The sequence below is a fragment of the Streptomyces sp. NPDC003077 genome (assembly GCF_040611095.1).
In the GTDB taxonomy this organism is placed as follows: Bacteria; Actinomycetota; Actinomycetes; order Streptomycetales; family Streptomycetaceae; genus Streptomyces.
Genome location: NZ_JBEXNM010000029.1, coordinates 59,812 through 81,504, shown reverse-complemented (window position 1 = coordinate 81,504; position 21,693 = coordinate 59,812). Strand labels below are relative to the sequence as shown.

Below are 21,693 nucleotides of genomic sequence, written 5' to 3'. Positions count from 1 at the left end.
TCTTTCCCGGAAGCCTCGCTCACTTCTGCGGCTTCTCTCGCTTCCCTGGCTTCTGCCGCTTCCCGGTCTTCTTGGGCTTCTCCGGCTTCTCCGGCGGCGGTTCTCTCGCGTCGAGCCGTTGGTTGATCAAGCCGCCGCCTCAGCATCCCCCATCGCGTACATTCACCGCCATGAGCACAGAACTGATCGTCGCCAGTGTCTCCGGCGCGGTGGCCCTGCTCAGCGCGGTGCTCAGCGTGGTGCTCGGCGCCCGGTCGAGCCGGCGGCAGGCCGAGTTGGCGGCGCGGCTGGAGCGACAGACGGCCGCGCTCGCCCGGGAGGCCGGTCGCCGGGACCTCATGCACCGGGTGCGCGACCCGCTGCTGTGGGCCGCGTTCGACCTCCAGTCGCGGATCTACAACATCGCGCGTTCGCAGAACGGTTTCCTGGCGCTCTGTTACCTCGACGGGACGCCGCGGGAGAGGGAGTACGCGCGGCGCAACACCTTGTTCGTCTTCGCCGAATACCTGGGCTGGGTGGAGATCCTGCGGCGCCGGGTCCGGTTCCTGGACCTGGGCGTACGGGAGGAGAACCGCGAGGTCGTGGATCTGCTGCACCGTGTCGCCACGGTCCTCAACAGCAACGCGCACGACAGCCGCGCGTTCCGGATCTTCCGCGGCGAACAGCGGGCCATCGGCGAATCGGTGATCACCGACGAGGGCGGCGAGACCGGATGCATCGGCTACGCGGAATTCTGCCGCCGTCTGGACTCCGATCCGGCGTTCGCCGACTGGTTCGGCCAACTCGACGCGGACGTCCGGGAACTGGGCGAGGACCCGCGCCCATTACCACGTCTGGTGGAGCTCCAGCACGTTCTGATGGACCTGATCACCTTCCTCGACCCGCAGGGGGAACGCTTCCCCGCACATCTCACTCGCCGGCTGCCCGAGGAAGGGGAAGGGGAAGGGGAAGACGAACACGAAAGCGACCAAGCGGCGACCCCGGTGTGATCCGGAGTCGCCCCCCTTGTACGCGTCCCCGCCTCCCTTGTGCGCGTCCCCACACCCCCCTTGCGCGCGTCCCACGGGGTGCCGTACGGAGAGGTGGCGCGCTCAGCTCCCGCCCCGCGCGCCCACCCCCTCCTCCGCGCATTCCGCGAGGTGCCGGGCGGTGTCCGACGAGAAGGCCGCGCGTCCGGCGGCGATCCGCCGCACACGGGCGGGGCCCGGGCGGGCGAGCGTGTCGAGGAGCAGGACGAGTTCCCGGGAGTCGCGGGCGTACGCGGACAGCCCGGCCGCCGCCATCGCCGCGACGCCCTCCGCTCCATGCCCCGGGACGGGCCGGTGGCCGACCACCGGCAGCCCCGCGGCGAGCGCCTGGACCGCGGTCTGACCGGCCGCGTTGTCCACCAGCGCCCCGGCCGACGCCATCACCCCCGCCAGGTCCTCGACCCACCCGAGCGCCAGCGCACCGGGCCACCGCGCGGCGCGGCGGCGCAGCCCCTCGTCCCGTCCGCACAGCAGGACGGGCAGGAACCCCGCGTCGGCCAGCAGTGAGGCGGTCTCCGCGAGCCCCGAGCCCACGCCCCAGGCCCCCGTCCCCAGCAGCACGGCCGGCCGGCCGTCGGGCGCGTGGCGTTCCCACACCGCGGCCCACTCCGCGGCCCCCCGCCGGCCCGGCTCCCGATGGAAGCGCGGCGGCACGACCGGCCCCGGTGCCACGGCCCGCCGCCCGGTGCCCTCCCCGGCGCGCGCGGCGGCGGCCGGGGTGACGCACAGGTGCAGGTCGTTGCCCGGATGGAGCCACTGCCGGTGTACGGCGAAGTCGGTGACGACCACGGCGCTCGGCACGGCCAGCGCCCCGCGCGCCCGCAACCGGCCCGTCACCTGCGCCGCCAAGTGGAAGGTGGGGACGACGAGATCCGCGCGCCACCTCCGCGCGGCGTCCCGCAGCGGACGCTCGGCCAGGGCGGCGAGCGGGGCGGAGTTCGGCCGGGGGCCGTCGGGGGAACGGTGGCGGGCGGGTGCTCCGGGGGATGAGCCCTTCCCCGCCGGGCCGGGCGCCCCGGACGCCCTCTCCGCCGCCCCCTCCCCCGCCGGGCCGGGCACTCCGGACGAGGCCCCCTCCGTCCCCTCCGCATCCCCCGCATCCCCCGTATCCGCGCGGAAGAACGCCCCGTAGATCCCTTCGTACAGCCACGGGAAGTGCCGCACCGTCGTCCGGTAGAAGCCCCGGACGGCCGGGCCCACGCCGGGCGGCAGCAGGGCGAGGACGTCCCGCTGGGCGACCCGGTGGCCCCGGGTGCGGAGGCGCCGGGCGAGTTCGTCGGCGACGGCGTCGTGGCCGGCGCCCATACCGGCGCTGACGATCAGGAAACGGCGTCCGGTGCCTCGCGCGCCTTCCACGCCTCCGGCAGGGTCCACACCTTCCGCAGCGTCCATGTTTTCCACGCCTCCCGCAGGATCCATGCCTTCCGCAGCGTGCACGCTTCCCACGCCTCCCGCAGGGCCCATGCCTTCCAGCCTTCCGCAGGGCCCATGTCTTCCAGCCTTCCGTAGAAATCCGTGCGTTCCCGGCACCGATCCCCCGGTTGGCGGCCCTCCGATAGAGGCAGAGGAAGTTGGGTAGATATGCGTGGAGATGACGCCTAATAGGTTGATGTCATGCAGATGGAGGAGAAATAGGCAGGATCGACGGAGAAGAGGTAAGAAAGAGAAGCACGTCCTGGGGCTTGGGCTTCCATCAGCCCCTTTCCCCCCTCTCCGGCATCCGGCGGAAGTCCTCACCTGGGGTGAGGCGGTAATCGACGACGCGACTGTTCGCGATCCACAGGAGATCGAGGCGGCAGCCACTGCGGATCACGAGGACGGAACATGCCCGGCAGCTCCCCGCTCCCGTCCGGCAACGGCGCCGGACGCGTTCACCAGCCCGTGGTCCTCGTCACCGGGGCCTCGTCCGGCATCGGTTCGGCGGTCGCGGCGCGACTGGCCGCCGAGGGCCGGTGGCGGCTGCTGCTCAGCGGGCGGGACGAGGGGCGGCTCACCGAGATCGCGACCGTCACCTCGGGCACCGCGCTGCCCGCCGACCTCGCCACCGAGGACGGCTGCGAGCGGCTGGCCGAACGGGCCATCGGCCTCCACGACCGGGTGGACGTGCTGGTCGCCAGCGCCGGGGTCGGCGGCGCCGGCCCGTTCGCGGACATGCCGCCCGCCGCGATCGACAACCTCCTGACCGTCAACCTCTCCGCGATGCTCCGTCTGGTGCGGCTGCTGCTGCCCGGGATGGTGGCCCGCGGCCGGGGGCACGTCGTCATGATCGGTTCGATCGCGGGACGGCTCGGCGTGCGTCAGGAGGCGGTCTACGCGGCGTCCAAAGGTGCGCTGGCGACGTTCGCGGAGAGCCTGCGGTACGAGCTGGCCGGCACGGGCGTCCGGGTGACGATGGTGATCCCCGGCGTCGTCGACACCCCGTTCTTCGACCGGCGCGGCGTCCCGTACCGGCGCTCGTGGCCCCGGCCGGTGCCCGCCGAACGGGTGGCCGAGGCGGTGTGCCAGGCGCTGGCACGAGGCTGCGACGACGTCTTCGTGCCGCCGTGGCTGGCGCTGCCGGTGCGTCTTTACGGAGCGATGCCCGGCCTGTTCCGGAAGCTGGCGACCCGGCTGGGGTGAGACGCGGCCGACGGGCACGGCCCTCGGATCGGGCAGGCCCGGCCCCTGCCCGGAGGTGAGCGGCAGGCCCAGCCCTGCCCGGAGATGAGTGGCAGGACCGGCCCTGCCCCAAGGCGAGCGAGTGTGGAACGGGAGGAGGAACGGCGCACGATGGAGGAACGCGACCCCGCTCTGATGGCGCTGTGCGTGGCGCTGGCGCTCCTCGCCGCGCTGGGCAACGCGCTCGCCTCCGTCCTCCAACGGCGCGCCGCGGCCGTCGAGGACGCCTCCCCCAAAGGGCGGCTGCTGTCGCTGTCCTGGCTGGCCGGTCTCGTGCACCGGCCCGTATGGCTGTGGGGCACCGGCGCGCTGGTGCTCTCGGGACTGTGCCAGGCGGGGGCGCTCGCCGCCGGGCCGCTGGCGGTCGTGCAGCCGGTCATGACCACGGAACTCCTGTTCACCCTGGGCGTGGGCAGCGTCGTCTTCCGCCGGGCGCCGGCGCCCGGCACATGGCTGGCCTTCGCGGCGATGGGGGTGGGCCTGTCCGCCTTCCTGGTGCTGGCGGACCCGTCGGAGGGGCGGCCGACGGTGCCGGGCGCGCGGTGGCCGGAGGTGGCCGTGCCGGCGCTGGTGGCCGTCGCCGTGCTGGTCGCCGTGTCCACCCGGTTGCGCCCGGCGCCTCGGGCGGCGGTCCTCGGTACCGCGACGGCCATCGGCTTCTCCTTCACGGCGACGCTGATGAAGGACGCGATCGGGCGGCTGTCCGACGGGGTCGCCGCCGTGTTCTCGACCTGGCAGCCGTACGTCACGGCGGCGGTGGGACTGGCGAGCTTCCTGCTGCTCCAGGCAGCGCTGCGGGCCGGAACGCTGGTGGCCTCCCAGCCCGCGCTGACGCTGGGGGACTCGCTGCTCAGCGTCGTCCTGGGCGCCGCCCTCTTCGACGAGACCGTGACGCTCGGCCTGCGGATGCTGCCCGAGGCGGCGGCGCTGGCGCTGCTGGTCTTCGGGAGTACGCGGCTGGTGCGGTCGCCGGTCGTCTCGGGGCAGGAGAAGGAGCAGATGTGGTGAGGGGCGCGCGCCGAGGCGGTACGCGGACGTCCGGGCGGCCCCGCCCTCGCGGGAGGGCGGTGAACCCGTGATGAGCGCACGGCGATCGGCCGATCCGTCGCCCACTCCCCGGCCGTCCGGCATCCCCCGGCGGGCCGCCGTGGGGGCGGCGCTCGCCCTCGGGGCGACCGCCGCCTGGCACATCGGACCGGCCGGGACGTGGCTGCCCGCCGTCCGCCACACCCTCTTCCCCGACCTGGACGGCCAGGGGAACCCGGGCCACGTGGCCCTGACCTTCGACGACGGGCCGAGCCCGGAGAGCACACCGCTGTTCCTCCGGGCTCTGGACGAACTCTCGGTGCGGGCCACCTTCTTCGTCCTGGGCGACGCCCTGCGGCACGACCCCCGCATCGGCCACGCCATCGCGGGTCGCGGCCACGAGATCGCCGTCCACGGCTGGCACCACGAACGCCCCTGGTACCCCACGCCCTGGCGGGACGCCCACGACCTGGCCCGCGCCGCGGATCTCGTCCAGCAGGTCTGCGGCCGTCGGCCCCGCTGGTACCGCCCTCCGTACGGCATCCTGACCGGCGGCCGGTGGGCCGCCGCACGGCGCGCCGGGATGCGGCCCGTCCTCTGGTCGGCCTCGGGTCACGACTGGACGGCCGAGGCGGACGGCGCCTCCGTCCTGGCCGAGATCACCGGCTCGCTGCGCGGCGGCGGCACCGTCCTGCTGCACGACAGCGACTGCACCAGCGCCCCCGGCGCCTGGCACGCCGCACTCGACGCCCTCCCGGAGCTGGTGTCCCACTGCCGCGAGGCCGGACTGACGGTCGGGCCGCTGGCGGAGCACGAGGTGGGCGGGCCGGGGCGGGGATCGGGAGGGACGGCGCGGTGTCGGCGGGGGAGGGCGTGGTGAGGGGGCGGTCCTCGTCCTCTTGGGGGCTCTTCCCCGCTGCTGTCCTCAGGGCAGCTCCTTCCCGGCCGCCGTCTCTAGGGCAGCCCCTTCCCCGCCGCCGTCCTCAGGGCGGTGCCTTCCCCGCCGCCATTCCTAGGGCAGTCCCTCCCCGGCCGCCGTCCTCAGGGCAGTTCCTTCTCCACCGCCGCGCGGCCCTCCTTCTCCAGGCGGCGGCGGGCCCACTCCAGGTTCTCGGGCGTGACGTCGCGTCCGGCGGCGAGCACCAGGTCCTCGGCGGAGACCTCGCCCTCCGTACCGGTGCGCAGCGCGCTGTCCGGCGTGACGTCCTCCGGGCGCGGCCGTAGGTCGATGTCCGAGTCGTCCCCGGGGGCCACCTCGCCGTAACGGCGGGTGAACTTGGCGATCTGCCCTTCGGAATCCACCACCCGGGCCTTCCCCGTGTAGAAGGGGTGGCTCTCGGAGGAGATCTCCACGTCGACGAGGGGATAGGTGTTGCCGTCGTCCCACTCGATGGTCCGCTCGCTGGTGGCGGTGGACCGGGTGAGGAAGGCGAACCCCGCCGAACGGTCGCGGAAGACGACCGGGCCGTAAGGAGGGTGCTTGTCCTGGTCCTTCGGCATGCCTGCTCCTTCTCCCTGTGGGGACGGGTACGCGGTGCGCCGACCGGACGCCGTCGGGTCATGGCCCCACGGGCTCAGGCTCACCGGCCCACCAGGCTCATGGACACGGGCGTCGATCGACTACCTCCATCCACCCATACTTCCCCAATATCCGCATACAGTGCATACAGCCCTTCGGGGCTCCCCCATCGGGTGCCCCATGAGCCGCGGCGGAAAAGCCGTCGGCGCCCCGGAAGGCCGCGCCCGTGCCGCCCCGGCCGCCGCCCGGCACCTGGAGGAGGTGCGGTGGCCCGTACGGGGGACCTGCCGGAACCGGATACGGCCTGCCCTGATCCCTACGGTCCGGGAAGATCTCTGGAAACGGTCCGGGGGGACCTCTGGAAGGCGTCACCCGGCCCCGACGATCCCCCGGAGGGCGAGCACCCCGCCCAGGAGGACGACCAGCCCGGCCGTGACCGCCGGCCCCGTGCGGTGCAGGAAGCCGAAGACCCGCTCGTACCGAGGCGCCGCCCCCATGAGCCGCTGCCCCAGCCGCGCCCCCACCCGGACGAGCAACACCGCGACCACCACAAGGGTGAACGCGAGCCCCGCACCGTAAGCAAGCACCAACAGCACCCCGAACCACAGCTGCCCCAGCGCACTGGACCCGACGAGAACCAGCACCGCCGACGGACTCGGCACCATCCCCCCGGCGAAACCGAGCAGCAGGGTGTCCCGCATCCGTGGCCGCGCGGGGGCGAGGGCGGGTCGTCGGCGACGCTTCGGCGGGGCCTCGTCCGCACCGTTGTCCTCGCTGTCGCCTTCCCTGACGGCCGGGGCGGCGTTACGGACCAGGACGCTCGTGTGGGAGTGGGAGTGGGAGTCAGAGTGGGAGTGGCCCGCGTCGCCCACGTGGTGGCCTGCATCGCCTACAGGGTGGCCCGCATCGCCTTCGTGGTGGTGCGAATGCCCGGCACCGGAGCCGTGCCCATGCGTATGCCCGTGTCCATGCCCATGCCCCGCCCGATGGACCAAAGCCCGACGCAGCAGGGCGACCCCCGCCACCGCCACCAGCAGCCCGCTCAGCGCCGTCAGCCAGGGGATGGCCAGCGGCGCGGCCTGCGAGCCCGCCGCCACCACCGCGCCGAGGACCAGCACCCCGGCCGTGTGCGTCACCGTCACCGTCGCGCCGATCCGCAGCAGGGAACGGAAGGAGCCAGGGCCTCCCCCGGCCGCGTAGGCGGCCATCACGGTCTTGCCGTGTCCGGGAGCGAGCGCGTGGGCCGCGCCCAGTACGGCGGCCAGCGCGAGGGCCAGCAGGCCGAAGCCGAGGGTGAGCCGGTGGCTGCCGACCAGGTCGGTGAACCGCTGCGTGAGCCCGTCCACCCCGCGCGGCAACGCCGTCACCGCCCCGGGCCGCGCCCGCTCCCCCGCCCCGTTTCCGTCCTCGGCGAGCGCGGGGCCGCCGGGGCGGACGCTGAGGTGCGCGCCGCGCTGCCGCAGCGGCGTGGACAGCAGGTCGTCGGGATAACGGGTGAGCCGGGCGGACGCGGAACGCGCCGGGACGTCGGTGCGCAGCAACCGGGCCCGGTCGCCACGCGCCGTGGTCTCCCGCCACCCGGGGCCGTCCGCCCCCACCGACATGCCGCCGGAGAAGCGCACGACGGTACCGGCGTCCCGGGCGAGGGCGAGCCGGGCGGTCAGTCGGCACTCCACCCGAAGGGTGGACAGTCCGGCCTGCCCCGGTCGGCGCAGGGCCCGGGCCCGCTCGCTCCGGGATGTCAGCCTTACGGGCCGGTCGTTCACCGTGAGCGCGCCCTCCCGCGCCGCGCGGTCGCACGTGCGCCGCGCCCAGGCGGTGCGTTCGGCGGCGTCCAAGCGGCGGTCACCGTTCGCGTCGATACGGGCTTCGGCTTGGGTGGCGGGGATCTCGGCCAGGTCCTCGACGTGGTCGACGCGCAGTTCGCGGGGGGAGACGGTCAGCCCGTCGTACGCGTTCACGGTGAAGTTGCCCAGCGGATGCGCCGCTGCGGGCGGGCTCCCCGTCGTACTCAGCAGCGCCACGGTCAGGAGGACGACGAGCAGCGCGGCGCCCCACGCCCGCCGCGGCGACAGCCACCGCAAGGCCCTCCCGCGCCCGTCATCGTCCGTCCGAAGCCCCCACCCCGTGCGGAGCCCGGCACCCGCCCGCTCCCCGTAAACCCGGCGCGGCACGCCGCCCCCGTCATCGTCCGTCCGAAGCCCCCACCCCACGCGCCGCCGCCCACTCACCGTCGCTCCCCCTCCCTAGCCCTAGCCCTCGTCCTCTCCCCCTCCACCCATCGCCCTAGCGCCGTACGGGCCTCCGGCGTCAATGCCGTGTCCAGGGCGAGTGCCGCTCTGCCGTGGGTGCGGGCGTCCGCATCACGACCCAGGGCATGTTCGATCTCGGCGCGGTGGTAGAGGAACGAGGCGTTGCGGTAGCCGCCCTTCGTCAGGGTCTCGGTGGCCTGCCGGGCGAGGGGCAGTGCCGCCGCGTCCCGGCCCCGGCGGTGCAGCGCCCAGGCGAGGGCGTCGGCGGTGTGGACGGTGTGCCGCCGGTCCCACTCGGCGCGGGCGGCGCGCAGCGCCTGGGCCCGGTCGCCGTGGTCGGCGGCGACCAGGGCGGTGTCCAGGTCGGTGTTGACGCGCTGGGCGCGGGCCAGCCGCGTCCAGGCGCCCAGCGCGGCGTACTGCCGTGCGGCGGCGCGCCCGTCCCCGCGCGCCGCGTACACCTCGCCCAGCAGGGCGAGGTACGCCGGGAGCGGCTGCCGGGCGGTGACCGCCTCCAGATCGCGCGCCGCCCCGGCCAGGTCTCCACGGGCCGCCCGCACCTGTCCCCGGCCCAGGAGGGCGGGCAGGTAACCGGGTTCGGCGCGCAGCGCGGTGGCGTACCAGCGCAGGGCCGGTCCGGACTTCCCCTCCGCCCGGGAGAGTTCGCCCAGGGCCGTGGCGACGTGCGCGATGTCGCCGGGGTCGCTGGCGGGCGCGAGGGCCTGTTCCAGCACGCGGCGCGCGGTGGCGCGTTCGCCGCGCAGTTCGGCGACGTACGCGAGCCGGGAGAAGGCGGGGATGCCGGGGTGACGGGCGTCGGCGCGGAGCGCGGCCCGGTGCGCGGCGTCGTAGCGGCCGAGTTCGACGAGCGCGTCGACCCGGATGACCAGGCCCAGTTCGCCGTACGGGCTGACCGCCAGCGAACGGTCGGCCAGCCGCAGCGCGGCCCGGAAGTCGTGCCGGGCGGCGGCGAGCGCGGCCTGCCCGGCGAGGGCGCCGCTGTTGACCGGGGCCGGACTCAGCGCGAGCGAACGCGCGAGGGCGCGCTGCGCCTGCCCGTACAGTCCGGGGTCCGCCGTGCGCCGGGCCTGCTCGACGCACGCGACGCCGAGCGCCGCCCAGTTGGCGGCGTCCCGGGGCTGCGCGCGCAGGTGCCGGCGCAGCGCGTCCAGACGGCGGTCCAGCCCCTCCCCCGTGAGCGGCAGGACCACGGACCCGCCGGTGTCGCCCCGCAGGGCGGGAGCGTCGCGGCCCTGATCGTCCCCGCCGCCCGTGAACCGCACCCCGGTCACCCACGCCACGGTGCTGAGCAGCGCCGCCAGGACCACGACGACGAACACCCGACGAAGGGTGCGGGTGGACCGCACGGCGTACCTCCCTTGTGGCTGGCTGGTTGCGGCTTGCGCCTTTGCGCCTTTGCGCCTTTGCGCCTTTGCGCCTTTGCGCCTTTGCGCCTTTGCGCCTTTGCGCCTTTGCGGCTTCGTGGCTTTGCGGCTTCGTGGCTTTGCGGCTTCGTGGCTTTGCGGCTTCGTTGCTTCGTTGCTTTGGCGGCCCGGTGGCTTTCTTGGACGGGCCGCCCGCCCGTTGGAGGGCCGAGGTGCGGTGCGGGAAGCGATCGCCGCACCCCGGCCCGGTTCGTGGTGGGGTGTCGCGGGTGGCCGTCGCCGGGGCCGGGGGCCGGTTACCCGGCTCGCGGCCCCGGCTCCCCCTTGCACGACCCCGGCCCCCTCCCCCACGTCAGGGGCCGGGGTGGAGCCGCCGGTCCCCGCGCGGCGGCTCCGGCGACGTCAGCGGATCATCGTCGGTCGGCGTTCCGCTGACGAGTACGACGCCACCGCATCAGCCCCAGGCCGACCACGGCCAGGGCCGCGGCACCACTGGCGGCGGAGATCGGGAGGAGTCGGCCGTCCCCGTCGTCGGTCCCGGCCCCGGAGACCGTCGACCGCCCGCCCGTCAGCGGACTGGCCGCCCTCTCCTGCACGGACGAGCCGGACGAGCCGGACGCGCCGGACGCGCCCTTGGACGTCGAAGACCCGGCGGACGAGGAAGCGGCCGATCCGCCCCCCACCGGATGCCCGCGCGAACCGGAGGTCGGCTCGGCGACATACGGGAACTGCCCGTCGAACTTCTTGTCGTTCGCGTCGACCGCGTCCCCCAGGTCGTTCTTCTGCCCGACCAGCTCACCGCGTACCACCTGCAACGAGATGTCCACCGTGTCGTCGGCGAGCCGGCGCCCGTTGGGGTAGCCCGCCTGGTCGCCGTCCAGCACCCCGAGCCGCTTGGGATCGGCGGCCGGCTTGATGGAGGTGTTGAGCCGCAGCGCCTCGTGCGGGCGCACCCCGTCCGGCTGGTTCAGCCCCGGGACGCCGGTGAGGAAGACCTGCACCAGGTCCTTGCGGGGTGTCGCCGGGGCCTTGAGCTTGTAGATCTTCTCCAGCAGCCGGGCCACTTCGGGATCGGTCACATACTTGGCGAACCGGCCGTCTTCCCACGGCGTCGAGGCGTTGAAGGTGTCCTTGTCCCGGACCGGGATGACCAGTTCGTTGACGAGCGGCATCCCCAGCCGGGACACCTGCTGCCAGCCGTTGGCCCCCGTACGGCGCTCGGTGGTGCTCCACACGCCGATGATCGGTTTGTCCGGCCCGGCCGTCAGCTCCTTCGTCGGCACCTGGAGGGCCACGGTGTTGACGTTGTAGCCCTTGAGCGTGTCCCGGCCGACCTCGGAGAGGTCGCCCCCGTACAGCAGGTCGAAGACGGACAGGTCCAGGAAGAACGGGTCGTCCGCCTGCCCGACGTAGGACGAGCCGCCGCCCCCGCCCACCGGCCGCACGGCCTGCTTGCGCAGGTCGCCGTAGCGCGGCATGGAGGCCTTGCCCACGTTCGACGGGGCGATGGGCGCGTCGTCGGCCAGCGTCTGCGTACCGACCTGCTTGCCGTCCTTGAACCGCAGCAACTGGAGGTCGTAGGTCTGCCGGTAGTTGAGGTCCGGGTCGTCGAGCGAGGTGACCGGGCCCGTGTTGTAGAGGAACGTGTCCTTGCTGCGGTAGCTCTCTTTGAAGGTCCAGCGGTAGATCAGTTCGGACTGGCCGTCGCCGGTGTTGTCGACGTGGATGTCGTAGCGGGCGTCCGTCGGGAACTTGTAGAAGTTGGGCCCTCCGGCCGGTTCCGCGAACGGCCACCAGTTGGCGATGAGCGTGGTGGTGTCCGGCTTGTCCGGGCTGGTGAAGGCGTACACGTCGGTGTTGTCGTATTCCGGCTGTCCGGAGATCAGTGGTGCTTCCCGGTGGCTCGACGCGGTGGCCGGGGCCGGACCGAGTGCGGCCGTCCCCGTGGCCAGCGACGTGGCCACCAGCGCGATTCCCCCGGTCAGCAGCGCCCAGGCCGGCGGCCTGCGGAGTGATGCTGTCGACATCGCAGCGTCCTTTGCGGTGCGGGTGTGTCTCGGTGTGGCGTGCGTAGGTGCGTACGTCGTACCGAGACGTTCCGCTGTGGACGGGTCACGTCCCGGTGCCACTCATTCGGCCGGCCGGAGGCGGTGGATGCACCGGCGTCGGAGTTGGCCGAAAAACACCGCCCGCCGAAGGAGCGGCGACGCTCACGGAGACGGGTTCACAAAGGCGTGCGTGACGAAGGAGCGACTGACGAAGAAACGACCGCGCCACCCGCCACCCGGCACACGGACGGGGACGAGGACGATCCCTGGCCGCGCCCCCTCCCCTACGGCCCCGCAAAAGCAGGTGCCGCGACCAGCACGTCCCGTGCCAGTTCCCGGTCACCGGTCACCCTGGCCGCCGTCGCCAGGACGCGCTCGGGATCGCGCCGGGCACCGGCGAGGAAGCAGAACTCCACGGTCTTGAGGGCGACGTCCGCATCCGGACCCCGGCCCCCGCCGACGGCATCCGTGTCCGGCACCGCCCCCACCTCGCCGACCCTCCAGATCCCGCCACCCGGTCCCGTCAGCTCCAACCGCAGCACGCGATCGCCCAGCGGCACCCCGCGCAGTTGTGCGGCCAACGGCAGGAGCCGTACGCCCAGATCGGCGATCGGCCCCAGAGATTCCGGAACCGGAGGCGGCAGGGTGTACCCGGTGCGCAGGGCGATGTCCGTACTGTGCACCCACGTCTCGAAGGCCCGCCCCAAGGAGTGGTCGGCCAGCGGGAACGGCATCCGGCCGTGCAACTCGACCAGCCGCTCGCCGACCTCGGGCCCACCGCCCGCCAGCGCGGCCCGCAGCGCTTGCCCCTGCGCACGCCACAGGGCGTGTACGGCTCCCGGCGGTACCTCCGCGGCCCAGGCGGTGTACGCGGCGGTGCGCCCCGGCACGGTGGCCTCCGCCCCGTCATCGGGCCCATCCACCACACCGGCCGACCCACCGCCGGCGTCAGCGGAACCACCGGCTTCGGAGGCCGACCCGGCAGCCGCGATCCGCTCCCCACCGACCCGTTCCGCCAACAGCCCATCGGTCGCCGCCAGATGGGCGACGAGCTGCGCCGCGCTCCAGCCCTCCACGGTCTCCACCCGCCAGTCGTCCGCGGACAGCTCGCGCAGCAGCGCGTCCAGCGTGGCGTGCTGGGCGGCGTAGGGCCGGACGAAGGCGGGCAGCCCGCGGGGCGTGGGGGCCCGCCGGGTGAAGGAAGCCGCGGTGACGCGTTCGTACAGCCCGCGCGGCGGCACCACGGGTGGCGCCTCGTCCGCGGTCTCCGTCCCCAGACTGGCGGCGGCGGCATGCAGGACGTTGGCCTCGCTCGTACAGCTCTCGCAGTGCCGCAGGTGTGCTTCCACCATGGCCGCCTCCTCCGGGGAACAGGCATGGAGCAGCCACGCTCCCACCAGGGGTTCGACCACGGCATGCCCCGTGGATGCGGTACGGCCCGAGGGATCCGCTTCGGGCGAGCCACCCAAGGGGCCGGTGGGGCCGGACTGCTCAGAGGGCCCCGGCGGGTGATCCGACGGCCCGGGGACCGCCCCCGAACGATTCATGGCACGCCCCCTCCCGCCCAACCCACGGCCCGCTCCCCGACACGGCCCACAGCCCGCTCCACACCCCAACCCCCGGACCGCCCCACACCCGGACTTACGGCCCGCTCCCCGCCCCCGCTCACGGCGCGATCCCCTCCGCCACGAGCGCCGCGGCCATGAGCCGCAGGGCGGCCCGCAGTCTGGTCTTCGCGGTGCCTTCGGGAATGCCCAGTTCGGTGGCGACCTGGCGGTACGTGCGTCCCTCGTAATAGGCGAGCAGCAGCGGCCGGCGCAAGGTGTCGGGCAGTTCGGCGGCCAGGGCGCGGACCCGGAGGGCGACCATGCCTTCCGCGGCGGCGTCGGCGGTCTCGTCACCCTTCGGTGGTTCGTACGGGGCGCGGAGCCCGCGGCGCTTCTCCTCGCGGCGGATCCAGTCGACGGACCGGTGGTGGGCGAGCACCGCGAGCCAGGCGCGCAGCGGGCCGCGGTGCGGGTCGTAGGCGAGCGGTCGTTCCCAGAGGTAGGAGAAGACCTCCTGGGCGATGTCCTCGGCGGCGGCCCGGTCGCGGGTCAGCCGGGTGGCCACCCCCAGCACGAGGGAGACGTACCGCTCGTACACCGCGCGGAACGCGTCCTCATCGGCGGCCAGCAGGCGGGCCTGCACGTCGAGCCGCTCCTCCATGTCCCCGGGCTCGCCGAACGGCTCCGCCTGCGGCCGGCCCTCCCGGGCCGCCATGGCCGCAGTATCCCGCGGAGCCCGGTGTTCCGCGCCGGGGCACGGAGGCCCCCATCCGCGTCAGAACCGATCAGGACCGAACACGAAGGCCCGCCTGCACGACTTCGCGCGGGCGGGCGTTCGTATCGGGCCCGCTATCAGGCCCGCCCGGCCTCCCCTGCCTCCCCTGCCTCCTCGGCCTCCTCTGCCTCCCCGGCCTCCTCGCGGAGCTGGATCACCGCCGCCGGGCAGCGCATCGCCGCGTCGCGCACCGCCTCGTGGCGCTCGGCCGCCGGCCGGTCATCGAGGACGACGACGATCCCGTCGTCCTCGTTCTGGTCGAACACCTCGGGCGCGGCCAGCACGCACACGCCCGAGGCGATGCACTTGTCGGATTCCACATCGACGCGCACGGCGCCTCCTCCACGTTCACTGTTCCGACCTCGTACGACGGGCGGAGACCGGCGCGCGGCAACCGGCGCGCGGCGCACCGGAAGAACCCGCGTACCGCCGGCCTCCGGCCCCCTCAGTCCTGCGCCGGCAGCACCCGGTCCCACGTCACGGGCAGCCGGGCCGGCCCCAGCACCACCGTGTCCCGCTTGAACTCGATCTCCTCGAACGGCACGGCCAGCCGCAGCGACGGCACCCGGCGGGCCAGCGTGGCGAGCACGCTCTGCAACTCGATGCGGGCGATCTGCTGGCCCACGCACTGGTGCGGCCCGTGGCCGAAGCCCAGGTGCCCCTTGGTGCTCCGGGTGACGTCCAGGCGTCCCGGGTCGGTGAACTGCGACGGGTCGTGGTTGGCCGACTGGACGGCGGCGATGACGAACTCGCCCTTGGCGATGGGCACTCCGCCGATCTCCGTGTCCCGCGTCGCCTCCCGCATCAGCCCGATGCCGACGCCGAGGTAGCGCACCAGCTCCTCGGTGGCGTTCACCGCGAGGGAGGGGTCCTCGCGCAGCGCCGCGAACTGCTCGCCCTGCTGGAGCAGCGCCAGCGTCCCGTACGTGATCACGCTGGCCGTGGTGTCGTAACCGGCGATGAGCAGGCCGCTGCCCATGGCGGTGAGTTCGCGGTCGCTCATCGGCGGATCGGCCTGCTCCCCCTTGGTGATCAGGCGGCTGAGCATGTCGGTCCCGCGCTCGGCCCGGCGCTGGGCGACGAGCCGGCCCACGTACTCGGTCAGCGACTCCCGCTTCTCCGAGACCTCGTCGGCGCCGGTCACGCTGCTGAACAGCGCTTCGGCCGCCCGGTGGAACAGTCCCCGCTCGGCGTACGGGACACCGAGCAGCTCCGCGATGACGGCCGTGGTGATCGGCTTGGAGAACTCCTCGTGCAGTTCGATGGGTTCGGACTTCTCCGCGAGCGCGTCCAGCCGCTCGTCCACCACCCGCTGCACCAGCGGCCGGTACTCGTCCTCGACCCGCTTCATCATCGACACGACCGGCCCGAACACCCGGCGGAACCGGAGGTGTTCCGGTCCGTCCATGCGGGAGAACTCCTCCGCCTCGATGGGCTTGTCCGGGGAGAGGTGCGCCAGGACGTGCGCCGCCTGGCCGGGGCGGTTGCTGAACCGTACGGGGTCGCCCAGCACCTCCCGCACGTCGGCGTGCCGGGTGACCAGCCACGCGTCGAGCCCGGTGGGCGTGACGACGCGGGTGACCGGCGACTCCTCGCGCAGCACGGCGACTTCGGGTGCGGGTGCGTACGGGCATTCGGCTTCACGCGGCAGCGGCAACGCACGCGTCGGGGTACTGGCGGACATACGGCCTCCCTGGTCACAGCCTGTCGGGCGGTCTCACCCTGACACGTTCTGTCCGTGACGGTCAATTGGCAGCGAGCGCCACTTTGTTGGCCGGACTCCGGTCGTTCATCGCCCCGTTCGTGATACGGGAACGAGCAATCCGCACGTCGCCAACCGGACCCGCGACAACCCACCTCAACACCCGTGACCAGGGACTCCGCCGGCACCTCCCGCCCCGGACCGGTGCTTTGTCCTCCCCACCGGCCCCGTCTATGTTGACCGCGTGGATGTCAGCCAGCGCCCCGCCCCCACCGCGCCCTCCGGCGCCGGTCCCGCAGTCCGAGACGACGCCACCCGCACCGCGCCCCCCGGCGTCGTCCCCACCCCCCGGGACGACACCCCCCGCACCGGCCTGCGCGACCGCAAGAAGCGCTCGACCCGCCGGGCGCTGATGACGGCCGCCCTCGACCTCTACGAACGCCAGGGGTTCCACGCCACGTCACTGGAGGACATCGCGGCGGCCGTCGGCGTCTCGCCGCGCACCCTCACCCGGTACTTCGGCTCCAAGGAAGGCGTGATCCTCAGCTTCGAGGACGGCTACCGCGCCGCCATCACCGCCGAACTGGCCCGCCGCCCCGCCGACGAGCCCCCGCTCGACGCCCTGCGCAACGCGGTCTTCACCGCCATCGCCCGGCGCGACCCGGACGCGGACGAATCCTGGTACCCGCGCGCGCAGCGCCTCATCCACAACACCCCCGCCCTCCTGGCCCAGAGCCTGGAACGGGATACCCGGGAGCAGAAGACGCTCGCCCGCGTGATCGCCCACCGCATCGGCGACGACCGGGAGACGACGCTCTACCCCAAGGTCCTCGTGGCCACCGTCTTCGCCGCCGTCCACACGGCCAAGGACGCCTGGCAGCAAACCCCCGACCGCTCCCCGGAAACGTTCGACGTCCTCCTGCGCGAAGCGCTCTCCCTACTGGACAGCGGACTGACCCCGCCCGGCGGGCCGACGAGCCGCTGACCGCCGGTCCCTACACTCGGCGGCATGCCACTGACCGCGAAGATGATCACGATGGACTGCGCGGAACCGCGGGCCCTGGCCGACTGGTGGGCCACCGCACTGGAAACGGAGGTGGCCGGCGATCACGGCGACTTCGTCACGGTCGCCACCGGCTCGCTGACACTGGCCTTCCAGCGCGTCCCCGAGAAGAAACAGGGCAAGAACCGCGTCCACGTGGACTTCTGCGGCGACGATCGCGGGCAGGAGGTGGCCCGGCTGGTGCGGCTGGGAGCGACGGCCATCGGCGATCACACGATGGCCGGAACGTCGTGGACCGTCCTACGGGACCCTGACGGCAACGAGTTCTGCGTATCGGACTGACGCGGCCCCCAAGGCACACCATGTCCGAAGCTCGCGAGCCGGCATGACACGCCCCCATGACAAAGGGCGGGGCCCGGACTCACGGCGGAAAACCGCCGGAGCCCGCACCCCGCCCCTCGCTCAGCGAACCTCGACGAAGTCCGTCTTGGACGTGGCCCCGGCGGTGGTACCGGTGGCGGCGACCGTCCAGCGGTAGTCACCGGACGCCGACGCCTTGACCGTCGTCTTCAGCGACCCGTTGGCGGCGGACTTCACCGTCTTCACGTTGGTGAAGTTCCGGGCGCCCTTCTTGCGGAACTGCAGGGTCACGTTCTGCTTGCCGTAGGCCCCGTAGTTCGAGCGCACCCAGTCCGCCCGCTTGAGCGAGCCGGTGACGGTGACGTCCTTGTTCTTCTTCGCCGGCTCCGGCGTGACGTCGGCGACCGAGAGGCTCGCGGCGCGCCGGACGTTGACCTTGGCCACGACGTCCCGCTGGAAAATGTCACCGTCGGCGCCGACCGCCCAGGCGTGCACCTTCCACTGCCCGGCCAGCTCGTTCTTCCACAGGCTTAGGCTGCCCGGCTTGAACTCCACGGTCGCCGTGCAGTTCGCGGACGTGCGGGCGTAGCTGCACTTCACCTTGCCCACGGCCACGGCCTGCGCCTTGAGGAAGGCGGGACCGTTCCAGAGCACCAGCCCCGCACCGTCCGGGTCCCGGAAGATCCCCGACCGGTCGGTGGCCTTGAACGACACCTTGACCGACGCCTTGCCGGCACCGACCACGATGTCCTTGCCTCCGTTGACGGACACGTTGGTCACCTTGGTGTCACCCAAGACCGTGTCCGCGTGTGCAACCGGCGAGGCGAGAACGCCGACAGCCGTAGCGGAAGCGAGCACAACAAAGGTTGCGCCTTTGCGCATGTAACCCCCACATGATGAAGCCGCACCGTGATCCCAACTCGTCACGGCGTCGGCATGATCTAACCGTATGTTCGCCCCCTTGGTCACACAAGCATTTAAAAATCACTACAAGTGACCGGAACCACTTACGCCCCTCCCGTCACAGACACACAACCCACCCCTCACGGTTGCGCCTCCTCGTCCCGCCCTCCCCTGTCGTTCGATCGAGTGGCGGACCGCCAGGACTCGCAACCGGTCGGCCGGACCAAGAGAACCTGCCGACATGGCACCCACCAATCCAAGGCCCCACCATCCCCTCACCCCACCCCCACCAGGCTGCCCCCGCTGCCCCCACAGCCCCCTCCTCTGGAAGGACACCACCTACCTGCACGCCGGAAGCTGGGCCTGGTGGTGCTCGACGTGCCGCACGCTGTTCCGGCCGACGGAGGAGCACTTGGCGAGGTACGCGTGAGGGTTCGCCGACATGCGAAAGGCCGCACCCGGTCACGGTGACGGTCCCCATGTCACTCTGCCCCTGCTCCGGCAGGGACGGGGCGCTTCTCCGTCACAACGAGTCGATCAAATGGTCATCAAGATCCCGCACCCACGACTCACCACGCCACGGCCGCAACCTCTCCCGAGCAGTCCGCAGCCGCAACCAAGCCACCCGGCCCCGCGTGTCGGCCGCCGCGTCGATGCACCCGTGCAAAAGCTCGACGGCCTCGCGCGGAGCGCCCAACTTGACCCTCGCAAGCGCCTGATCCATCGCCACGATCGCCCGCTGCACCTGCTCCCGCGGCGCCCTCAACGCGGCAGCCGCCCCCGCGAAGTAGTCGTGCGCTGTCGAGGGCGCCCCTGCATAGAGGTGGCACAGGCCCTCGAACCCCCTGAGGTGATCAGCAGAAAAGCCCGACGCTGACGGGTCGCCAGCGTGGTCACGGTCCATGTCGTACCAGGCCAGCGAGAGCGCCGTCCGCGCGTGCCGCTCCAGCCCGGACCGTGCAGCGATCTCCGCCTGCACCGCGTGAGCCCGTGCCCGCGTGAGCCCGCTTTCTCCGGCACGGGCGTCCCGTACCGCCGCTTCGACCAGACGGCTCGCCGCAGTGAGATCGGCCGAAGAGTACAAGGTCACCAGCGCATGGCTCATGTGGACAGCTGCACGACGCCAGTGCGGCAGATGATCGGCCGACCGAGCCGCCGCCTCGTACAGCGCGCGAGCGGCCGTGTCGTCTCGCGTCTCGAAGGCCAGGCGCCCCGCCAGGGTGTACGCCCTCGCGGCCACCGAGTGCAGCTCAGGATGATCGAGGTGAGTCCCCGCGTCGAGCAGCCGCTCGCAGGCTCGCAGTACGGGATCCAGCAGGATCCGCAGCCGCGCGAAGGGCACCGACCCCACCTGCGCGTCCACGGCTGTCACTGTGCCCGCCAGCCCGTCGAGCAGGGCCTCGGACACCGCCGACGGGTCAGCCATCGCCTGCACCACCAGCGGCCGGGTCGCCGGACCGAGCAGCGCGAAGCCGCCGCCGGCCTCAGTGGCAACACGCACCATCAGGGCGCACAGGTGGGCAAGCTGGGTACTGCCGGCGCCGAGGTGCGCCAGTGCCTCCATGAGCTCAGCGAAGTCACTGCCGGGCCCCAAGCTGTACTCCCCGGCCGTGTCGCGGCCGTAGATGTGCGCGAGAAGAAGCTGGTACCGCTCTCCGGGAAGGACAGGGGACGCGCTTTCCCAGCGGGCGACGGACCGCTGGACGCTGGCCACGCTGGTGCCGACCGTCTGCCCCAGTTCGTCCGCAGCGGCGAGAATGGCTCGGGCTGTGCCCGCGAGGGACCAGCCGCGGGACAACCGCAGCCGCTTCAAGGTCGCGCCAGCCCGGTATTGCGCGTTCATGGCGCCATCATGCCGTTACACCGGCACGATCAAACGGGGTTTTGACTGCTCGGCCGCGTAGTTGATGGTCTGCCAGGTGCCGGAGGTTTCGGCCCCACCGAGGGGAAAACCGATCACGAGTCCACTGCGGTCGACCATCCATCGGTTCCGCGCGTGGTACGCCGGAGACCCAAGAGGCGCGGCGCCCAGCTCGACCACTTCAGTCAGCCGGTCGCGGGACTGCTCGATCGCCTGTCGCGCGTCGGCCGGCTGCTGAGCGACGGTCCCCGGCACGACGACGCTGATACCTGACTTCGTGTTCCCGGCCAGCCACAAGAGGGCCAGGCTGTCGATTCCCCGTGCGCCGCCCACATAGAAGTGGGCGTCGTCCGTGGCGAAGGGGCTGAGGTAGGCGGTGAAGAGGTCGGCGTACCACGCCAGACTCCGATGGCCGGTGTCACGGGTGCCGGTGATCGTCACACTACGCATGATCAACTCCATGTCACACGGTGTCATATCCCAAGGCCGGGGTCAGTCCGGTGAGATCAGAGCATGACCAACTCGCTCGCCCTGCTCGTCGAGTACCTCGAAGCCATGGGGTTCTCGGTCGAGAGCAGCCCCTTGAGAGTGAGCGTACGCAACCCGCTCAGCACCCGACTCACCGAATGCGTAGTCGATCACTGCGGGACGTACATCACGGCCTGGGGCTACACCATCGGCACAGCAGGCGACGAAGAAGCCACCGCCCACCGCATCGCATACCTGCTGGGCATGCCGCAGGGAGCACAAACATGAACTGCCCGCCGCCACCACCGCTCGCGTTCATCTACGACCGCAACGCCACCTTCAACCACCGGCTGCTGGACATGAGAGTCGACGGCTGTCGCAACTACGCCGAACGGCAGCGCTGGGACATCGCCGGAACATGGACCGACCACGGGGACGATGCCCTCAGCAACGGCCACCGCCCCGCGTTCCAGAGCCTCCTCCGCAGGATGCTCGAAGTGTCAAGGAGCCGGACGGTGCTGTGCCTGGTCCACAACTGGGACCGGTACGCCCACGACCGCCCCTCCCGCGTCGACTTTCAGCAGCGCGTCGCCCTGGCCGGCGGCTACACGGCCACCACATTCAACGAGACGGACCTAGGGGGCGTCGTCGCGCTCGTCGGCAAGCAGCAGTCTCGGTGAACACCAGGCCCCCGCGCCGTCCCATCCCCCTGGCGGCGGCGCGGGACGGGCCGACCGTCCCAGGAAGAGACGGTCGGCCCACCCACAGAAGGGAGAGAAGGTGAGCGACTACGACGACTACAGGGACAAGGCCGAAGAGAAGGGACACAAGAAGCCAGGACCCGGCGGCGATCAGGGCCACGGGGAGACGAGCGGCTGTATGGTCGTGGGCCTATTGGCACTCCTGCTGTGGAAGGTGCGTGCACATGGCCCGCGGTCTTCGTGAGCATCGCTGCCCGGAGTGCGGCAGCCCGACGTGCAGCCTCCCGGACCCCGCGACACTCGGCGTGCCGAACTGGATCCTCGCCCTCGGGGTGCTGGTGGCCGCGACGATCGCCATGATCGCGTACACCGTCGTCAGTCGCTGACCGTCGGACCGGCCTCTCGGCTCCTCGTGCCCGAGCCGGGCGGCTGAGGGCGGCTTCCAGTCCCATCACAG

At 72.6% G+C, this 21,693-nt stretch carries 21 protein-coding genes and 1 pseudogene; 9 read left to right on the top strand and 13 right to left on the bottom strand.

The features are described from left to right. The first annotated feature begins 170 nt into the window (after positions 1 to 170). Positions 171 to 989 (top strand): hypothetical protein, encoded by an 819-nt coding sequence (locus ABZX96_RS20510; protein ID WP_355546349.1) that lies wholly within the window; start codon positions 171 to 173, stop codon positions 987 to 989. Between the two features lie 102 nt (positions 990 to 1,091). Here ABZX96_RS20510 and ABZX96_RS20505 read toward each other — a convergent pair whose 3' ends face one another. Together ABZX96_RS20505 and ABZX96_RS20500 are read right to left on the bottom strand one after the other, a co-directional pair. After that, entirely contained in the window at positions 1,092 to 2,333 is a 1,242-nt protein-coding gene (locus tag ABZX96_RS20505) for a galactosyldiacylglycerol synthase (protein ID WP_355546379.1), read from the bottom strand. 14 nt (positions 2,334 to 2,347) lie between these two features. Then, on the bottom strand, positions 2,348 to 2,518 hold the full coding sequence (locus ABZX96_RS20500) for a hypothetical protein (protein ID WP_355546347.1): 171 nt from the start codon (positions 2,516 to 2,518) through the stop codon (positions 2,348 to 2,350). Between the two features lie 334 nt (positions 2,519 to 2,852). Here ABZX96_RS20500 and ABZX96_RS20495 point away from each other — a divergent pair, with 334 nt between their 5' ends. From ABZX96_RS20495 to ABZX96_RS20485, 3 genes are all read left to right on the top strand, one after another. Then, complete coding sequence (locus ABZX96_RS20495) at positions 2,853 to 3,647, top strand: SDR family NAD(P)-dependent oxidoreductase (RefSeq protein ID WP_355546345.1); 795 nt, start codon at positions 2,853 to 2,855, stop codon at positions 3,645 to 3,647. Between the two features lie 171 nt (positions 3,648 to 3,818). After that, positions 3,819 to 4,694, top strand: a complete 876-nt coding sequence (locus ABZX96_RS20490) for a DMT family transporter (protein ID WP_355546377.1) — start codon at positions 3,819 to 3,821, stop codon at positions 4,692 to 4,694. 70 nt (positions 4,695 to 4,764) lie between these two features. Continuing rightward, a complete protein-coding gene (locus ABZX96_RS20485) occupies positions 4,765 to 5,592 on the top strand; it encodes a polysaccharide deacetylase family protein (RefSeq protein ID WP_355546343.1) in 828 nt (275 codons plus the stop codon). Between the two features lie 374 nt (positions 5,593 to 5,966). Here ABZX96_RS20485 and ABZX96_RS20480 read toward each other — a convergent pair. The 8 genes and pseudogenes from ABZX96_RS20480 to ABZX96_RS20445 form a co-directional block, all read right to left on the bottom strand. Continuing rightward, positions 5,967 to 6,212: pseudogene (locus ABZX96_RS20480) on the bottom strand (type B 50S ribosomal protein L31); the annotation flags it as partial. Between the two features lie 387 nt (positions 6,213 to 6,599). Continuing rightward, a complete protein-coding gene (locus ABZX96_RS20475) occupies positions 6,600 to 8,315 on the bottom strand; it encodes a nickel transporter (RefSeq protein WP_355546341.1) in 1,716 nt (571 codons plus the stop codon). Positions 8,316 to 8,458: 143 nt separating this feature from the next. Further along, on the bottom strand, positions 8,459 to 9,850 hold the full coding sequence (locus ABZX96_RS20470; protein WP_355546339.1) for a hypothetical protein: 1,392 nt from the start codon (positions 9,848 to 9,850) through the stop codon (positions 8,459 to 8,461). A gap of 428 nt (positions 9,851 to 10,278) precedes the next feature. Continuing rightward, positions 10,279 to 11,895, bottom strand: coding sequence for a DUF4331 domain-containing protein (locus ABZX96_RS20465; RefSeq protein WP_355546337.1), 1,617 nt, complete (start codon positions 11,893 to 11,895; stop codon positions 10,279 to 10,281). 305 nt (positions 11,896 to 12,200) lie between these two features. Continuing rightward, on the bottom strand, positions 12,201 to 13,463 hold the full coding sequence (locus ABZX96_RS20460; RefSeq protein WP_355546335.1) for a maleylpyruvate isomerase N-terminal domain-containing protein: 1,263 nt from the start codon (positions 13,461 to 13,463) through the stop codon (positions 12,201 to 12,203). 118 nt (positions 13,464 to 13,581) lie between these two features. Further along, entirely contained in the window at positions 13,582 to 14,178 is a 597-nt protein-coding gene (locus ABZX96_RS20455) for a sigma-70 family RNA polymerase sigma factor (protein ID WP_355546333.1), read from the bottom strand. A 137-nt stretch (positions 14,179 to 14,315) separates the two neighbouring features. Continuing rightward, a complete protein-coding gene (locus ABZX96_RS20450; protein ID WP_355546331.1) occupies positions 14,316 to 14,570 on the bottom strand; it encodes a ferredoxin in 255 nt (84 codons plus the stop codon). A 113-nt stretch (positions 14,571 to 14,683) separates the two neighbouring features. Continuing rightward, the gene (locus ABZX96_RS20445; protein ID WP_355546329.1) at positions 14,684 to 15,922 is read right to left on the bottom strand and encodes a cytochrome P450; all 1,239 of its coding nucleotides are present in this window, start codon (positions 15,920 to 15,922) and stop codon (positions 14,684 to 14,686) included. A gap of 262 nt (positions 15,923 to 16,184) precedes the next feature. Here ABZX96_RS20445 and ABZX96_RS20440 point away from each other — a divergent pair, with 262 nt between their 5' ends. Then, positions 16,185 to 16,925 carry a TetR/AcrR family transcriptional regulator gene (locus ABZX96_RS20440; RefSeq protein ID WP_355546327.1) on the top strand — a complete coding sequence of 247 codons (741 nt, stop codon included), beginning with the start codon at positions 16,185 to 16,187 and terminating at the stop codon, positions 16,923 to 16,925. A 24-nt stretch (positions 16,926 to 16,949) separates the two neighbouring features. Beyond that, positions 16,950 to 17,285 (top strand): VOC family protein, encoded by a 336-nt coding sequence (locus tag ABZX96_RS20435; protein ID WP_355546325.1) that lies wholly within the window; start codon positions 16,950 to 16,952, stop codon positions 17,283 to 17,285. Between the two features lie 120 nt (positions 17,286 to 17,405). Here the strand turns inward: ABZX96_RS20435 and ABZX96_RS20430 are convergent, their stop codons facing one another. From ABZX96_RS20430 to ABZX96_RS20420, 3 genes are all read right to left on the bottom strand, one after another. Further along, on the bottom strand, positions 17,406 to 18,074 hold the full coding sequence (locus ABZX96_RS20430) for a calcium-binding protein (RefSeq protein ID WP_355546323.1): 669 nt from the start codon (positions 18,072 to 18,074) through the stop codon (positions 17,406 to 17,408). Positions 18,075 to 18,729: 655 nt separating this feature from the next. Further along, positions 18,730 to 20,049: a hypothetical protein gene (locus tag ABZX96_RS20425; RefSeq protein WP_355546321.1), complete on the bottom strand. Its 1,320-nt coding sequence runs from the start codon at positions 20,047 to 20,049 to the stop codon at positions 18,730 to 18,732. 15 nt (positions 20,050 to 20,064) lie between these two features. After that, the gene (locus tag ABZX96_RS20420) at positions 20,065 to 20,517 is read right to left on the bottom strand and encodes a hypothetical protein (RefSeq protein WP_355546319.1); all 453 of its coding nucleotides are present in this window, start codon (positions 20,515 to 20,517) and stop codon (positions 20,065 to 20,067) included. 63 nt (positions 20,518 to 20,580) lie between these two features. Here ABZX96_RS20420 and ABZX96_RS20415 point away from each other — a divergent pair, with 63 nt between their 5' ends. The 3 genes from ABZX96_RS20415 (at position 20,581) to ABZX96_RS20405 (ending at position 21,622) form a co-directional block, all read left to right on the top strand. Next, a complete protein-coding gene (locus ABZX96_RS20415; RefSeq protein ID WP_355546317.1) occupies positions 20,581 to 20,823 on the top strand; it encodes a hypothetical protein in 243 nt (80 codons plus the stop codon). Further along, positions 20,820 to 21,215, top strand: a complete 396-nt coding sequence (locus tag ABZX96_RS20410) for a hypothetical protein (protein ID WP_355546315.1) — start codon at positions 20,820 to 20,822, stop codon at positions 21,213 to 21,215. The genes ABZX96_RS20415 and ABZX96_RS20410 overlap by 4 nt, the downstream gene beginning before the upstream one ends. 245 nt (positions 21,216 to 21,460) lie before the next feature. Continuing rightward, positions 21,461 to 21,622, top strand: a complete 162-nt coding sequence (locus ABZX96_RS20405; RefSeq protein ID WP_355546313.1) for a hypothetical protein — start codon at positions 21,461 to 21,463, stop codon at positions 21,620 to 21,622. Positions 21,623 to 21,693 lie beyond the last annotated feature (71 nt).

Bases quoted from the DNA above. Each gene is read 5' to 3' on its own strand.
- ABZX96_RS20510 (WP_355546349.1), top strand. From the start codon at position 171: ATGAGCACAGAACTGATCGTCGCCAGTGTCTCCGGCGCGGTGGCCCTG.
- ABZX96_RS20435 (WP_355546325.1), top strand. From the start codon at position 16,950: ATGCCACTGACCGCGAAGATGATCACGATGGACTGCGCGGAACCGCGG.
- ABZX96_RS20425 (WP_355546321.1), bottom strand. From the start codon at position 20,049: ATGAACGCGCAATACCGGGCTGGCGCGACCTTGAAGCGGCTGCGGTTG.
- ABZX96_RS20460 (WP_355546335.1), bottom strand. From the start codon at position 13,463: ATGAATCGTTCGGGGGCGGTCCCCGGGCCGTCGGATCACCCGCCGGGG.
- ABZX96_RS20410 (WP_355546315.1), top strand. From the start codon at position 20,820: ATGAACTGCCCGCCGCCACCACCGCTCGCGTTCATCTACGACCGCAAC.
- ABZX96_RS20465 (WP_355546337.1), bottom strand. From the start codon at position 11,895: ATGTCGACAGCATCACTCCGCAGGCCGCCGGCCTGGGCGCTGCTGACC.
- ABZX96_RS20420 (WP_355546319.1), bottom strand. From the start codon at position 20,517: ATGCGTAGTGTGACGATCACCGGCACCCGTGACACCGGCCATCGGAGT.
- ABZX96_RS20455 (WP_355546333.1), bottom strand. From the start codon at position 14,178: ATGGCGGCCCGGGAGGGCCGGCCGCAGGCGGAGCCGTTCGGCGAGCCC.
- ABZX96_RS20485 (WP_355546343.1), top strand. From the start codon at position 4,765: ATGAGCGCACGGCGATCGGCCGATCCGTCGCCCACTCCCCGGCCGTCC.
- ABZX96_RS20505 (WP_355546379.1), bottom strand. From the start codon at position 2,333: ATGGGCGCCGGCCACGACGCCGTCGCCGACGAACTCGCCCGGCGCCTC.
- ABZX96_RS20415 (WP_355546317.1), top strand. From the start codon at position 20,581: ATGACCAACTCGCTCGCCCTGCTCGTCGAGTACCTCGAAGCCATGGGG.
- ABZX96_RS20495 (WP_355546345.1), top strand. From the start codon at position 2,853: ATGCCCGGCAGCTCCCCGCTCCCGTCCGGCAACGGCGCCGGACGCGTT.
- ABZX96_RS20500 (WP_355546347.1), bottom strand. From the start codon at position 2,518: ATGGGCCCTGCGGAAGGCTGGAAGGCATGGGCCCTGCGGGAGGCGTGG.
- ABZX96_RS20405 (WP_355546313.1), top strand. From the start codon at position 21,461: ATGGCCCGCGGTCTTCGTGAGCATCGCTGCCCGGAGTGCGGCAGCCCG.
- ABZX96_RS20445 (WP_355546329.1), bottom strand. From the start codon at position 15,922: ATGTCCGCCAGTACCCCGACGCGTGCGTTGCCGCTGCCGCGTGAAGCC.